Source organism: Rhodospirillales bacterium, from assembly GCA_016712595.1.
Lineage (GTDB): Bacteria > Pseudomonadota > Alphaproteobacteria > Rhodospirillales > Defluviicoccaceae > Defluviicoccus.
The window spans coordinates 2,065,977-2,080,391 of sequence record JADJQT010000001.1 but is presented as its reverse complement, the minus strand read 5'-3'; the positions used below and the strand labels follow the sequence as shown (position 1 = coordinate 2,080,391).

11 protein-coding genes and 1 pseudogene are annotated in these 14,415 nt (G+C 64.6%); 6 read left to right on the top strand and 6 right to left on the bottom strand.

Features of this window, described 5'->3' with window-relative positions:
* Positions 1–85: 85 nt before the first annotated feature.
* From IPK66_09415 to IPK66_09400, 4 genes and pseudogenes are all read right to left on the bottom strand, one after another.
* Positions 86–1,054: a DUF2333 family protein gene (locus tag IPK66_09415; protein ID MBK8175453.1), complete on the bottom strand. Its 969-nt coding sequence runs from the start codon at positions 1,052–1,054 to the stop codon at positions 86–88.
* 275 nt (positions 1,055–1,329) lie between these two features.
* Positions 1,330–2,226: a kinase/pyrophosphorylase gene (locus IPK66_09410; protein MBK8175452.1), complete on the bottom strand. Its 897-nt coding sequence runs from the start codon at positions 2,224–2,226 to the stop codon at positions 1,330–1,332.
* Positions 2,227–2,343: 117 nt separating this feature from the next.
* Positions 2,344–3,098, bottom strand: a pseudogene (locus tag IPK66_09405) (SDR family oxidoreductase).
* 204 nt (positions 3,099–3,302) lie between these two features.
* A complete protein-coding gene (locus tag IPK66_09400) occupies positions 3,303–4,022 on the bottom strand; it encodes a hypothetical protein (GenBank protein MBK8175451.1) in 720 nt (239 codons plus the stop codon).
* A 175-nt stretch (positions 4,023–4,197) separates the two neighbouring features.
* Here IPK66_09400 and serA point away from each other — a divergent pair, with 175 nt between their 5' ends.
* A complete protein-coding gene (gene serA / locus IPK66_09395) occupies positions 4,198–5,433 on the top strand; it encodes a phosphoglycerate dehydrogenase (protein MBK8175450.1) in 1,236 nt (411 codons plus the stop codon).
* A gap of 45 nt (positions 5,434–5,478) precedes the next feature.
* Here serA and IPK66_09390 read toward each other — a convergent pair whose 3' ends face one another.
* Positions 5,479–5,967 carry a cyclic nucleotide-binding domain-containing protein gene (locus IPK66_09390; GenBank protein ID MBK8175449.1) on the bottom strand — a complete coding sequence of 163 codons (489 nt, stop codon included), beginning with the start codon at positions 5,965–5,967 and terminating at the stop codon, positions 5,479–5,481.
* The gene (locus IPK66_09385) at positions 5,946–8,624 is read right to left on the bottom strand and encodes an ABC transporter ATP-binding protein (protein MBK8175448.1); all 2,679 of its coding nucleotides are present in this window, start codon (positions 8,622–8,624) and stop codon (positions 5,946–5,948) included. Before IPK66_09385 ends, IPK66_09390 begins: the two co-directional genes overlap by 22 nt.
* Before the next feature lie 191 nt (positions 8,625–8,815).
* Between IPK66_09385 and IPK66_09380 the strand changes: the two genes are divergently transcribed.
* Genes IPK66_09380 through IPK66_09360 form a run of 5 tightly spaced genes read left to right on the top strand, consistent with a single transcriptional unit; the run spans position 8,816 to position 14,407 of the window.
* On the top strand, positions 8,816–10,042 hold the full coding sequence (locus IPK66_09380; GenBank protein MBK8175447.1) for a hypothetical protein: 1,227 nt from the start codon (positions 8,816–8,818) through the stop codon (positions 10,040–10,042).
* 21 nt (positions 10,043–10,063) lie between these two features.
* Positions 10,064–11,338 carry a glycosyltransferase family 4 protein gene (locus tag IPK66_09375; GenBank protein ID MBK8175446.1) on the top strand — a complete coding sequence of 425 codons (1,275 nt, stop codon included), beginning with the start codon at positions 10,064–10,066 and terminating at the stop codon, positions 11,336–11,338.
* Complete coding sequence (locus IPK66_09370; GenBank protein MBK8175445.1) at positions 11,329–12,483, top strand: glycosyltransferase family 4 protein; 1,155 nt, start codon at positions 11,329–11,331, stop codon at positions 12,481–12,483. The genes IPK66_09375 and IPK66_09370 overlap by 10 nt, the downstream gene beginning before the upstream one ends.
* Complete coding sequence (locus IPK66_09365) at positions 12,480–13,655, top strand: glycosyl transferase family 28 (protein ID MBK8175444.1); 1,176 nt, start codon at positions 12,480–12,482, stop codon at positions 13,653–13,655. The genes IPK66_09370 and IPK66_09365 overlap by 4 nt, the downstream gene beginning before the upstream one ends.
* Positions 13,652–14,407 carry a polysaccharide deacetylase family protein gene (locus IPK66_09360; protein MBK8175443.1) on the top strand — a complete coding sequence of 252 codons (756 nt, stop codon included), beginning with the start codon at positions 13,652–13,654 and terminating at the stop codon, positions 14,405–14,407. The genes IPK66_09365 and IPK66_09360 overlap by 4 nt, the downstream gene beginning before the upstream one ends.
* Positions 14,408–14,415: the final 8 nt, after the last annotated feature.

Genomic DNA, 14,415 nt, shown 5'->3' with positions numbered 1-14,415 from the left:
CACCGGCGGGCGGGGGAACGATCGCGCGCGTTGCGGCATCGATCGGTGCGGTTCGCGTGTGCTCACCGCGCCCTGCCCCGCCCCCCTATTTCTGCAGTACGCTCTCGACCTCGCGGATCTCGGTGCGCAAGCGCAATAGCAAAAAGCCCTGGCTTGCCAAGTGGCTCGGCACGAACTGGCTGGAGGTCCCGCCGTTGAGCACCACCCAGACGCTCTGGCCGGCGGCCTCCCGCGCGCTGTCGATCATTTGATTCCAGACGACCTGCAGGTTGCGTTCGGCAATGATCTGCTCGAAATCCCGGCCCAGCCCCTCAAGCAGCAGGTAGTATGCGTAAAGGCGCCCCTTGGTCTGGTAAAAGATGTCATCGACGGTAAAGCTGAACGGAAAGCCTGCGTCATTGATGAGATGCTCGTCGATCACGCCCGAGGCCGAGCCGAGGTCGCTGGCAAAACGCTCGAGGGCCTCAATCAGGTTGTCGGCCCGGCGATCGAATGTCGCCTCACCCTTGGCGATGCGCTCGTTGTAGGCGATCAGCGCCTTGTAGGCGGCCCGGTACTGGCTTTCCGACGACGCCGTCGGACCAAAGGACGTCTTCCAGTCGAACAGCCACACCGTGCCGGGATAGCGCAACAGGCCACTGGCACGATCGACATCGGGATCAACCGCCGAGGTGCCGCGCGAACGGGCGAGCTGTTCGGTCAGCACCGTACCGAACCGGCTGAGCGCATACATGATCCCCTGCTGATAGTTCGGCATGTTGTCGAGTACCGCGCCGGGTAGGAAAAACGGGTCATTTGCCGTCCAGCCGTGCTCGTCGACCTCCCGTTCGATCAACCCGGCAGCCATATCGACAGTGTAGCTGCCGCCTGCCGTCGTCCGTTTGGGCTCAAACGCCAGATCGTCATCGATCCGGCTTACCCAGATCGCGCCAACCACGTAATAAAGAACGATCAGCAGGACGAGAGCACCCGCGAGCCGGACGATGAAGCGCCCGCCGCCGAGCAGGGCAAATCGATCGCGCGCCCGGTCCTTCAAATCCCCCAAGTTGCTCATATCCCTCTCCCGTGTTTCGGTTTCCGCCCGGATGACCATTCAGGCGGGACGCGCGGCCGTCGCGGATCGACGGGCGCGTTCTTTAGACGAAGGCCGGAATGAAGCAAGCGTTCCGGCGCGAGGCGCTCGCCACGGTAACGCAAGATAGTGAAGGCCTTCTTTCCGCCAGCGACGATTTGGCGGTCCCGCGCATCGGGTTCTCGCGCGCAAGCGTAGCGCGGCTCACCGGACCGGCTGAAATTCCGTCGGCGCAAAGACACCAGGACGCGGCCTGCTCACGCGGCTCCGGTATGATCCGACGGAAGATCATGCAGCATCCCGCGCTCGCGCAACAGATCAATGATGATCGCCGCGGTGTTTTCGATCGGTCGCCCGGTGACATCGATGATCTTCCAGCCCTGTCGCAGGCAGAGTCGCCGGGCTTCGGTGACCTCGCGTGCGACCGATTCGATCTCCGAGTATACCGTCTCGTTGTCCTCGCTCAGACGCTTCAGGCGCGCGCTGCGGATGTCGGCCAGCACCTGCGGCCTGACCGTCAGCCCGACGACAAGCGGCGCGCCCGCCTTGTTGCGATAGGCAAGCAACCCCTCGGGAAGGGGCACATCCGGGACGAGCGGCACGTTCGCCGCCTTGATCCCGCGCGAGGCGAGGTACATGCACGTGGGCGTCTTGGTCGCGCGCGAGACGCCGACGAGCACCACGTCCGCGTTGTCCAGATGATCCGAGGCGAGCCCGTCGTCATGCGCGAGGGTGAACTTCATCGCCTCTACTCGGCGGTAGTAATCTTCGTCGATGTAGTCGCGTGCAGCCGTGCGATAGTGAATCGGTGCCCCAGAGAACTCCGCCAGTTTCGCAACAAAGGGCTCGAGCACGAACATGCAAGGAACCCGCAGGTGCTCGCACCCCTCTTCCAGCGCCATACGGATGTCGGTGGCTGCAATACTGTGAAACACGAAACCCCGGCTCGTCGCGATCTTGGCGAGAATATCGGGGAGCAGACTCAGGTTGCGCACCATCTTCCACAGGTACCGTTCGACGCGTACCCCTTCAAGCTGGGCGACGGCGTTGCGGGCGATCATCTCCACCATCTCGCCGGAAGCATGGGAGACCATGTGCAGAACGATCGTCGTGCCTTCGCCGTTCTCTCGACCGTTCGCGGATAAGTCCGTCACTGCGTCAATCCCGCCAAAATGCCCGCCCGCCGAGTGTTTGGCCAACGCGCCGGCTTGTCAATCCTGCGGGCCGCCGATGCTGTGGGTCCGCAGGATTGCGACGTGCCTTGTCATCCGTCAGCGATGATAGCCGCCGTCGAGCCGTACCACCGTGCCATTGATCATGACGTTGTGAAGAACGTGCGTGACCAGCATGGCGAACTCCGAAGGATCGCCGAAACGGTGTGGAAACGGAATCGAATGGGCAAGACGGGAATCAAGGTTCTGCTCCATGGCGAACAGCGTCGCCGTGCCGAACAGACCCGGGGCGATGCCGACGACACGGATGCCGAGCGGCCCCAACTCGCGCGCGCGGCCGGCAGGATCATGCCAACGACGCCCCCTTTCGAGGCGGCGTACGCCGCCTCGCCGCTTTGGCCCTCGTAGGCGGAGACCGAGGCGGTGGAAATAATCACCCCGCGCTCGCCGCTGGACGTCGGCTCGAGCTGCGCCATGTCAGCAGCCGCAAGGCGCATCATGTTGAAGGTGCTGATCAGATTGACCTCGACCAGCCGGCGGAACTCCGCCAGCGGCATGGGGCCATCATCGCCAAGAATGCGCTGCTGATGGGCGATGCCGACGCAGTTGACCAGCACGCGCGTCGGGCCATGAACTGAGCGCGCCTGCCGGAACGCTGCCTCCGCCGCCACCTCGTCGGAAATATCGCAATGAATCGCCAGCCCGTCGATGGCTCGGCCGACGGCATCGACATGGTCGGCATCGATGTCGATGGCGGTGACCTTCGCGCCCGCCTCCGCGAGATGACGCGCCGTCTCGGCGCCGAGTCCCGAGGCGGCTCCCGTCACAACCACTGGGCACTGCCACAAATCCATCCTCTATCTCCGTCGCACCACCTGTGCTGACTGCGCGGGCCGTGGGTCCGCATGTTCACGCAGCCGGTCACGGGAGAACCCGCGGCCGGCGGGACTTTGGCCGCGCAGACCGGCACCTGTCCATAGGCGAAAGATGGGAGCACCTTGGCGCACGCGGGCGGCTCCGCAGCCGGACAATTCGGGGCGGTGGAAGAACCGACGGTGCTACCTGTGGGTTAACCGGTCGAGGAGAGATTGAGGCATGCTGCCGACGACCCCGATACGAGCAATGAGCTGGCCTGCGTCTCCATCGGCGAATGCGACCTCCTGCAAGCGCAGATCGTCCGGCGCCGATGCCGGAAACAGCTCGCCGATCCGCTCGCTCACCAATGCCGAGAGCGCCTGTCTGAGGGCGCCCTCCGCCGCGCTGGGGATCGCCGTGCCGGCCGATCGCAACGTGAGCACCTCGCCGCGGACCTTCAGTGACCGTGGCCCGACCACCGGATGCAACAGCATGTCGACCGAGATATCGGAACGAGGCACGATGGTCATCGTCTTGCCGGCGAAGCAGGCTCGCCGCTCATAGTCGATGAGCGCGGTTACTTCGAGCGCCGGGGCGCGGGCGGCAAAGTGGCCTTCGCGAACGGCGATATGCTCACCGCACCGCTGGTCGCGGTCGAGCAGAGCGCGCAGCACCGACGTCGCCAGCTGTTGCGCTGAGGCGAGATCGCCGGTGAGTCGCGCCTCGCCGGTCGCTTTTCCGTCGTGCGTTTCATAATCGGCAACACCAGAGACGGTCACCGGAAGGGTGTCCTGCCCCAGCGGGACCGGAATGCTTCTGGGCGCCAGCGTCGCCGTCGCCGCCACAGCGTGCATGGGCATCAGTCCGCACGATGCAAGCGCAGCCGCCATCACTGCCGCAAGCCGCAAAACACGTGCCTTCATCGGTTATCTCCCCCTCGCTGGTCTTGCCGTTGCGTTTTTCGCCACGCTGCTCACCACCGGCCACCGTGGAAACCGGCGCCGTTGCCGCTTGACGCGCGGGCGCGAGACCGACAGGGTTCGCGGGCGCAGCAACCGCGGCGCTGAACCCTCTGCCTCCAGTCTCGGGAGTCCGGCGATGGCTCGCCTTTCCGTTACGAAGGACCGCATCCGCATCGTCCTCACCGAGAATATCCACCCGCGCGCCATCCAGACGTTCGCCGCCAGCGGTTACACCACGATCGAAACCGTCGCCGGCGCCCCCGAACCGGAGGAACTCCGCCGCCTTCTCGCGGATGCCCATATGATCGGCATCCGCTCGCAGACCAAACTGACCGCCGAATTGCTCCAGTCGGCGCCCCGACTCGTCTGTATCGGCTGCTTTTGCATCGGTACAAACCAAGTGGACCTGGGCGCCGCCAAGCGCAAGGGCATCCCGGTGTTCAACGCCCCCTACTCCAACACGCGCTCGGTGGCGGAACTGGTGCTGGGCGAGATCATCATGCTCTTTCGCCGCATCTTCGAAAAATCGAGCCAGGCACACCGGGGAGTCTGGCGCAAAACGGCGACGGGCGCCCACGAGGTCCGTGGCAAGGTGCTGGGTATCATCGGCTATGGCCACATCGGCTCGCAGCTCTCGATCCTCGCCGAAGCCCTTGGCATGCGCGTGCACTTTTACGACATCATCGACAAGCTCTCGCTCGGCAACGCTGAGCCCTGCGGTTCGTTGGACGCGCTTTTGCAGTCGAGTGATGTCGTCAGCCTGCACGTACCGGATTCCCAGACGACACGCGGAATGATCGGTGAAGGCGAAATCGCCCGGATGAAGCCAGGCGCAATTCTGATCAACGCCGCCCGCGGCAAGGTGGTGGATATCGAGGCACTCGCCCGGGCGATCTCCAGCGGCCAGATCGGCGGCGCCGCGATCGACGTCTTTCCCCGCGAGCCGGCCTCGGGCGAGGAGGCGCTCGAAACCCCCCTGCGCGGGCTTGCCAACGTCATCCTCACCCCGCACGTCGGCGGCTCGACCGAAGAAGCGCAGGCCAATATCGGCAGTGAGGTCGCGGAAAAACTCGTTAAGTTCTCGGACAACGGCTCAACCATCGGCGCAGTGAATTTCGTCGAGGTGGCGCTTCCGGCCCAACGCAACGCGACCCGCTTTCTGCACATTCACCGCAACGTTCCCGGGGTGCTGATGCGGGTCAATGAGGTGTTTTCGTCACGAGGCCTGAACATCGGTGCCCAGTATCTCAGGACCGATTCCGATGTCGGCTACATGGTCAGCGATATCGATGGAGAACTCGACGAGGGCCAGGGCATTCGCCGGGATCTGGAGTCGATCGACGGCACGCTTCGCGTCCGCTTCCTTTACTGACGCCCGCTCTTAAGGGGCCTGCTCACCAGCGGGCACCTGCCTGCCTCAACCTGGAGCGACCGGTGCCTTGGGGCAGGTTCCTGCCGGCAGCGAGCGCTTGAGACGTTCATAGAGTTCGATAAAGCGCATCAGCCGCTCACTCAGGACCCGCATGACGCCGAGCGACGCCTCGGCGTTGCCCGTGACCAGCCGCAAGAACACGTCCCCTTCAATTTTGAGCACCTTCAGCGGCCCGCGCGCCCAGACGTCGGCCGTGCGCGGCAGGTTACAAATGACCGCCATCTCGCCGAACAGATCGTGACGCCCGAGATTGGCGAGGTGGGCCGGCTTACCGTTCACCTCGATCGTCACCTCGACCGCACCATCGTCGATCACGAACACGCTGTCGCCGGGATCGCCTTGATGGCAAAGCGCCTCACCGTCATCGAACGAAAGATAGGCGCTGGAGAACGCCAGCAGCTTCAAACTCGGCGAATCCAGCGAGGCAAACACCGGAATACGGCGAAGCAGCGTTACGGCTTCGATGTAGTGCACGCGTGCGCCTCCTCCCCTTCGTCTGCAGCCGGGGCCATTTCACGTTCATTCGCCTTGCGCGCCGCGTCGTGCCTCCCCCCTTGCCCGACCACCCGCCCGCCTTCCATCAGGATGACGCGGTCGAACGCCTCGGCCTCGTTCTCATCGCTCGTAACCCATACTATCCCTGCGTTCGTCTGATACTGAAGCAGTTTCGTCAAGATTTCGGCTTGACTGGCAGCGTCGATCACCGTCGTCGCGTTGTCGAAGACGAACAGGTCCGGGCGCTTGAGCAAAGCGCGCGCGATGGCGAACTTCTGGCGTTGGGCAGCCGACAGGCGGCCCCCGCCAATTCCGACCTCGAAATCGAGGCCGAGATCGACGATGGCGGCGCGTAGGTCAAGTTCGTCGACGATCTCACCGATCAGCGCACCGACCTCCCGTTGTGCCTGCTGACGGCCGTAGACGACCTTCCCGAACAGGATATTGTCCTGAACCGACGCCGCCGGGTTATAGGCATCCGGATCGAAAAAGGCGACGGCGGACCGCAAGTTATCGGGTAATTCCTCGGCAAAGGCGTGCCGCGCCTTCAACAGGCGCCGTTCGATACTGTCATCGAGAAGACCCAATCGGTGGCGGGCGGGAATAAGCCGAAACGGCAGCGATGAGAGGATGTTGCGGTCGTCTTCGGCCGCAGCGGCGAACCCTGCGCTCTCGACCCGGCGGACGGCTGCCTCGTAAGCAGCCAGGTTCTCGGCGCTGATGAAGCTGAACCGCTCGAAGAAGTCATGGCCCGGTGGAAGGTCGCGAAAGAGGTCGAGCATGATCTTGGCGACGCGAACGCCCATGGCGAAAAATTCGTCGCGCAGATCGACACGATCGAAAATATCGCGGACGAAGGGATGGTCGCTGAGGTGATCAAGATTGAACGTCGGCCCGATCGGCAGCCCGAACATCAGATTTTCGGCGACGGTCATGTTCTGATTGTATCGATCGCGGTCGAAGACCTCGATCAGGCCGGCATATCGCCGTTCCTTGAGGCGCTGACGCAACCGCAGGCGCGCCTCGAGAATGTGCCGGGCAAGTTCGGCGCGCTGTCCAAGATTGGCTGAACTGCGCAATCCGAACGCTAGGACATCGGGTTCGACGCCGACGAAAACCAGCAGTTGGTTCACCCCGAGAGAGAACGTCGATGCGGTTTCGACGCCGATATCCTTATAATCGATCCATTCGTCGTCGAGATCGCTTTCGGTATTACCGGTACAGCGCGCCTCGTACATGCTCTCCGCCCGTAACGATCCGGCGGAGGCATCGGCGCGCGTCACCGGCTGATGGCGCACGGCGTAGAGCAGATTGTCGCGAAGGGTACCGTTGACGAGAGCGACGTGCTGGCCGACGTAGGCGATTCGCCGTCCGGTCACGGATTCCGGCAGCGCGGCAAGGTTGTCGTCGCCAATGCAGATCACGCCGCTGGTTGGCAGGATGATCCGGGCCAGCATCTGCGCGAGCACGTCGGCACCCGATCCCGCGTCGCCGAGCAGCGCAACGCGCTCGCCCAACGCGAAGGAAAAATTCGCCAGATCGACGGTCTTGACGCCGGACTCGTCTTCGAGCGTCAGGTTGGATACGACCACGCGCCCGGCGAGACGGGGCACGGGACCGTCGGCGGGGCGCTGAAGCTCTTCCGGCAGCATTCCCGCCGGCTGAAACTGTTCGATCAGTTGATCGTACTTGACCCGCGTGTCCTCTTTCTGCTGATACCAGTCGAGCAGTTCCTTCCACGGAGATGATAAATCCTTATAAGCGGAAAGAACAGCAACCAGCGCACCAAAGGTAAGATTTCCGCGAACAACAAGATACCCGCCAATAGAATAGAAGAAAAATGGCGTTAATTGAGCCATGAAGTTATTCAGAAATTTAATAAAGAATTTTTTGCGATAGATCTTGAGTCTGATCTGATAAATCGTTCCAACCCAGCGCGAAAAATCTGCCCTGTGCCGCTCCGACGAATCATTGGCGTGAATCTCTTCGATACAGGTGATCGATTCACCGATACGTTCCGACAACCGACGTACGGTGCGCACCCGCTCCTTGGCAAGCGCGTTGACCTGCCTTTGCAGCTTCGGAATCAGATAGACTTGCAATGGATAAAGGGCGATCGCCGCAAGACCGAGGACGACATCCTGGGCGAACATGAACACGAGAATGGTCAGCAAGGTACCGCCCTGGAATGCCGGCTGAGCCACGGCATCGCCGATAAATCCCCCCAGCATCTCGACCTCGGAGGTGATCATGGCGATGATTTCGCCCTGAGAGGTCCGGCGAAAGTGCGGAACCGGAAATCGCAGAGTCTGGGTGAACAACTGATAACGCAACCGGCGCAACATGCGCTCACCGAGACGGCCCTTGAACACGTTGATGAAGTATTTGAACCCGCCGTTTATCCCGACCAGCAGGAGAAAAATGCCGCACAAGACTGCAAGATATTCGACTTGTTCGAAGTTCAGCCCATACACGGACTTGGGAAAGTCAGTCGCTGCAATCGCCTTGTTGACGATGATCTTCGGAAGTTCGAGGGAGGCGTAGAGAAAAGGAAATGAAATACACGTAAAGACAAGCAGGAGAATCTGCTCTCTCCAGCTATATTTTTTAATGTATTGAAAAAGAGTTGGCTCCATCTAACCCCGAGCCCGATCCAAGTAGCGGCATCGTGAGTGCCGCCGCATGCGAAACCGCCAGCAATGCTGCAATCCTGCTTGCAGTTTCGCCATTTTGGCTCATTAATGCGCCAAGCGACCGGGCATTGCAATATTCGCCCGCAGCCGTGGCGGTCAGCAGATCGTGATTTGGCTCCGCCGGTGGAGAGGTGATGCGGCAGGGCGGCGGACAGTTCCGGCTGTTGATCTACAGCCATGACACCTTCGGACTCGGCCACCTTCGCCGTTGCCGTGCGATTGCTCATGCTCTCGTCAACCGCCGGCCGGACGTTTCGGTGCTGATCCTTTCGGGATCGCCCATTATCGGCAGCTTCAGCTTTAGCAGCCGTGTCGATTTCGTGCGCATTCCGGGCGTCATCAAGCTCAAGGACGGCGACTATCAGCCGCTCAGCCTCGACATCGGCCTCGATGCAATCCTGTCAATGCGGGCCAAGATCATCCGCCTGACCGCCGACGCCTTCGATCCGGACGTCTTTCTCGTCGACAAGGAGCCGCTCGGCCTGCGCGGCGAGGTCCGCGATACCCTTTCCATGCTCAAGGCCCGCGGCAAGCCGCTGGTCCTCGGACTGCGTGACGTCATGGACGAGCCGGGCCAACTCGCCGAGGAATGGGAGCGCAAGAACGCAGCGCCGGCCCTGGCCGAACTTTATGACGCGATCTGGATCTACGGACTGCCGGAGATCTGCAACGCCCTTGATGGCATCGATCTTCCCGCTGGCGTCGCGGCAAAGGTGCGCTACACCGGCTATCTCCGCCGCGAGCAGGCGCCCCTTCACCGCGTGGTCGCCCCGCTGCCGCCGGTCGGCGAACAACCGTTCCTGCTGGTGACGACCGGCGGCGGCGGCGACGGAGCGGCTTTGATCGACTGGGTGCTGCGCGCTTACGAAAGCAGCCTGGATCTGCCGGCCGCCCTGCTCGTCCTCGGGCCGTTCATGCATTCGAGCCGGCAGGTCGAATTCATGGAACGGGTGGCCCGGCTTGATCGGGTGCAGGCAATCACCTTCGAAGCCAACGTCGAAAACCTGATGGCAGCGGCGACGGGAATCGTTGCCATGGGCGGCTACAATACGTTTTGCGAAATTCTCTCGTTCGACAAACCCTCCTTGATCGTTCCACGCACCGAGCCGCGGCTTGAGCAGTTCATCCGCGCCTCGCGTGCCCAGGCGCTGGGGCTGACGCGCATGCTCGACAGCGAGCAGGACGCGAGCACCGCGAGCATGGCGGAGGCGCTGCGCGCCCTGCCGTCGCAACCCCGGCCCTCGGACGTGCGCATTGCCGGGCTGCTCGACGGCCTTGAGGTGATCGGCGACCTGTTCGATCAGTGGTTCGTCGATTCCCGCAATCCGGCGCGCCGGCTCTCGCTCGTCAACGAGGGCTGATCGCGTGCGAGTGCTGACCCCGTGACCAATCCGGTCGCCTTCGTGCTCAAGGGCTATCCGCGGCTGTCGGAGACGTTCATCGCCCAGGAGATTCTCGGCCTCGAGCAGCGCGGACTCGACATTCGCCTGTTTTCGATGCGCCGGCCAACCGATCCAACGATCCACCCGATACACCGGGAAATCCGCGCTCCCGTGGCCTACCTGCCGGAATACCTGCACGATGAGCCGCTGCGGGTGCTGCGCGCCTGGCGAGCGGTCCGCCGCAGGCGCGGCTATGCGTCGGCGAGAGCCGCCTTTCTGCGCGATCTTGCCCGCGATCCATCGCGCAACCGCCTGCGCCGCTTTGGCCAGGCGATGGTGCTGGCCGCTGAACTGCCGGGCGATGTCGGCTGGCTGCACGCACACTTCTTGCACACACCGGCTTCGGTAACCCGCTATGCCGCACGGATGACCGGCCTTCCCTGGAGCGCCTCGGCGCATGCCAAGGACGTCTGGACCACGCCCGAATGGGACAAGCGCGAGAAGCTCGCCGACTGCCGCTGGCTCGTCACCTGCACGCGGCTGAACGCCGAACACCTCGGCGCACTCGCCCCAGCGCGTGGGCACGTCGAGTTGCTCTACCACGGCCTCGACCTTGTCCGGTTTGCCCGCCCCGACGGCCGCCGACCGGCGCGTGACGGCAAAGACCAGAACGACCCCGTCATCGTCCTGTCGGTGGGACGTCTCGTCGAGAAAAAGGGCTATGCCGTTCTGCTCGCCGCGCTTGCCCACCTTCCCGATGACCTCGCCTGGCGCTTCGTGCACATCGGCGGCGGGCCTTTGGCGAACCTTCTCGTTGCCCAGGCGATACGGCTCGGCATCGCTGATCGGATCGACTGGCGGGGAGCACAGCCGCAGGACGTCGTGCTCGGCGCGTACCGGGCCGCCGACCTGTTCGCACTTGCCTGCCGCGTCGCTGACGATGGCGACCGCGACGGATTGCCCAACGTGCTGATGGAAGCGCAGAGCCAGGGGCTCGCCTGCGTTGCGACAACGATATCGGCGATTCCCGAATTGATCGACACAGACGAGACCGGATGCCTCGTTTCGCCGGACGACCCCATCGCCCTCGCTCTCGCGATCGAGCGGCTCATACGTTTTCCCGACCTGCGCGCGCGGATCGGCTCGGCCGGACGACGGGTGGTCTCGACGCGGTTTTCGTTCGATCGCGGCGTCGAGCGGCTGGCGCGGCGCTTTGGCGTCGGCGCGTCAACGGCAGACGCGCGCGCGATGCCGGCGATGGATGCATGCGAATAGCGTTCTATGCGCCGATGAAATCGGCCCGTCATCCGCTGCCTTCGGGTGAGCGGACGATGGCGCGCTTACTGACCGCCGCTCTCGCCGCCGGCGGTCACGCCATCGTGACCGCCTCGCGTCTGCGCAGCTACGAAGGCGCCGGCGATAGCGAGCGGCAGAAGAAAATCGCCCGCCTCGGGCACCGCATCGCCGAGCGCCTGGTGCGGTGTTGGGCGGGCGCGGGCGCGGACCAACGCCCGGACCTGTGGTTCACCTATCACCTCTACCACAAGGCGCCCGACTGGGTGGGACCTTGGGTGTGCGATCATCTCGGCATCCCCTATGTCGTGGCGGAAGCGTCGCATGCGGCGAAACGCGCGCGCGGGCCGTGGGCCGACGGTCTCGCGGCGGCCGCCAGCGCGATCGCCCGCGCCGACCTGCTTTTCGTGCTCAACTCGGCGGACACGCAGGGCCTTCGCCCGTTGCTCTGCCCGTCCTCCCGTCTCGTCCCCCTCCCCCCTTTCGTCGACGCGGCTGCGTTCGTGGCAGCGAGCAACGATCCTGTGGCGCGCCTCGCCACCCGCCGCCGGCACGGCATCCCCGCTGAGACGCCGCTCATCGCCTGCGTTGCGATGATGCGCCCGGGCGACAAGCTGGCATCCTACCGGCTGCTGGCGGACGCGCTCGCCCGGATTGCCGGTCGCGCCTGGCGGCTGATGGTGATCGGGGACGGTCCGGCGCGCGCCGCGGTGGCCGCCGCATTTGCCCCGCTGCACGAGCGAGTCCACTGGATCGGGCGCATCGACGAAGCGGAGCTGCCTGCGCTTTACGCCGCCGCCGATCTTTGCGCGTGGCCCGCGATCGGCGAGGCCTGGGGCATGGCGCTGATCGAGGCGCAGGCGGCGGGCGTTCCGGTCGTCGCCGGGCGAAGCGGGGGCGTAGCCGACGTCGTCGCCGACGGGACGACGGGCCTGCTGGCGCCGATCGGCGATGCCCATGCGCTGGCTTCAGCCATCGCGGTTCTGCTCGACGAACCGCTTCGCCGCCGGCAGATGGGACGAGCGGCGCGAAGGCGTGTTCAGGCGCGCCACGACGTCGCCGCCGCCGCCGCGACGCTAAACGACGCCCTGCGCGCGCTGGTCGGACGGGCGAGGAGGATCGCTTGACCCCCCGCGTCCTGGTCTACGTCCAGCATCTTCTCGGCATCGGCCATCTCAAGCGCGCGTCGCTGATTGTCCGCCGCATGGCGGCCTCGGGCCTCGACGTTTCGGTCGCGCTCGGCGGACGGAACGTACCGGGAATCGACTTTACCGGCTGCGCGCGAATCTTCCTTCCGCCGGCGCACGCGGCCGATGATACCTTCGCAACACTAATCGACGAGGACGGCCGGCCGATCGACGATGCGTGGCGCGAGCGGCGCGCCACCCGGTTGTTGTCCGAGTTCGCGGCCTTCGATCCCAATGTGGTGATGATTGAGCTGTTCCCGTTCGGCCGGCGGATGTTCGCCTTCGAACTGCTGCCGTTGCTGGCCGCCGCCCGCGCCCGGCCGCAACCGCCGGTGATCGTCTGCTCACTGCGCGACATCCTCGTTCACAGGCCGGACGCGACGAAGAACCGCAAGGCCGTATCGCTCGCCCGCTCGTGGTTCGATCGCATCCTCGTTCACGGCGACGCCCGGTTGGTTCCGATCGAGGCGTCGTTTCCCGAAATGGCGGACATTGCCGAACGTCTGACCTACACCGGCTATGTCGTCGAACCGCCGCCCGAACCCGCCGAACGCGGAGCAAGCCCGATCGGGGCCGGCGAGGTTATCGTCTCGGTGGGCGGCGGCGCCGTCGGACTGCCGTTGTTGCGTGCGGCGCTGGCGGCAAAGCCGCTCACCCGCCTGGCCGAGCGGACATGGCGACTGATCACCGGCCCCAATCTCGCGGACGCGGCCTATGACCAGCTCGCCTGGTCACCGCCACCGGGCGTTATCGTCGAGCGCTGGCGCCCGGATCTGCCGGCAATGCTGCAGTCCTGCGCGGTTTCGATCTCCCAGGCGGGCTACAATACGGTTATGGACGTCCTGCAGGCGGGCGCGCGTGCCGTGTTCGTTCCGTTCGCCGCCGGCAACGAGACGGAGCAGACGCTGCGCGCGCAGATCCTCGATGCGCGCGGATGGGCGGTTAGCGTCGATCCGGCCGGCCTGACGGCGGAAATACTTGCCGCCGCCGTCGACAAGGCATTGACGTTGAAGCCGCCTTGCGTCGAAATCGACCGGGGGGGAATCACAAACACCGCGCGGATCATCGGCGCACTCGCCCGCCGCGCGCGTGCCGGGCAGGGCGGATCATGAGCGATTGGGCTGATCTGATGCGCGAGCTTGATGCCTGGCATGAAGGCGGCCGCTGCGCGACATTCTGGTGGCGCGACGATGATGCGACGCGTGTGACCCTCGAGCTCGAGCACCTGCTCGACATCGCCGCCGCCAAGGCAACACCGGTCGCGCTCGCGGTGATCCCGTCGGGCGCCGATGATGGCTTGCGCCGCCACCTCGCCAGCCGTCGCCTCGCCTCTGTTCTGCAACACGGCTGGAGCCATGCCAACCATGCGCCGGACGGGGTGCGACAGGAGGAGTTCGGATTGCACCGGCCGCTTGCGATCATGCTGGACGAAATTGTCCGGGGCTGGCGGCACATCACCACGTTTGCCCGCGCGCTTCCCATCTTCGTGGCGCCCTGGAACCGGATGGAGGCGCACCTGCTGTCCCACCTGGGCGCCTGCGGCCTCAAGGCGGTTTCAACCCTCGGTCCGCGTCCTGTCGCCGTAGCGGCGAACAGCCTCCGCCAAACCAACGTTCACGTCGATATCATCGACTGGCAGGGCACGCGCGGGTTCTTCGGTCTTGCCCCGGTCCTCGATCAGGTCATAAGCCACCTGCGAGCCCGGCGCGAGGGGCGGGTCGATGCCGGCGAGCCGACCGGACTGATGACTCACCACGGCTTTCACGACGCCGGCTGCTGGACGTTCATCGAGGCGATTTTGGACCACACGCGCGCGCATCCGGCGGCTCGCTGGCTTTCGGCCGAAGAGGCCTTCTTTGGCTGAGCCGGCGC

Bases quoted from the DNA above. Each gene is read 5' to 3' on its own strand.
- IPK66_09415 (MBK8175453.1), bottom strand. From the start codon at position 1,054: ATGAGCAACTTGGGGGATTTGAAGGACCGGGCGCGCGATCGATTTGCC.
- IPK66_09400 (MBK8175451.1), bottom strand. From the start codon at position 4,022: ATGAAGGCACGTGTTTTGCGGCTTGCGGCAGTGATGGCGGCTGCGCTT.
- serA (MBK8175450.1), top strand. From the start codon at position 4,198: ATGGCTCGCCTTTCCGTTACGAAGGACCGCATCCGCATCGTCCTCACC.
- IPK66_09385 (MBK8175448.1), bottom strand. From the start codon at position 8,624: ATGGAGCCAACTCTTTTTCAATACATTAAAAAATATAGCTGGAGAGAG.
- IPK66_09380 (MBK8175447.1), top strand. From the start codon at position 8,816: ATGCGGCAGGGCGGCGGACAGTTCCGGCTGTTGATCTACAGCCATGAC.
- IPK66_09370 (MBK8175445.1), top strand. From the start codon at position 11,329: ATGCGAATAGCGTTCTATGCGCCGATGAAATCGGCCCGTCATCCGCTG.
- IPK66_09360 (MBK8175443.1), top strand. From the start codon at position 13,652: ATGAGCGATTGGGCTGATCTGATGCGCGAGCTTGATGCCTGGCATGAA.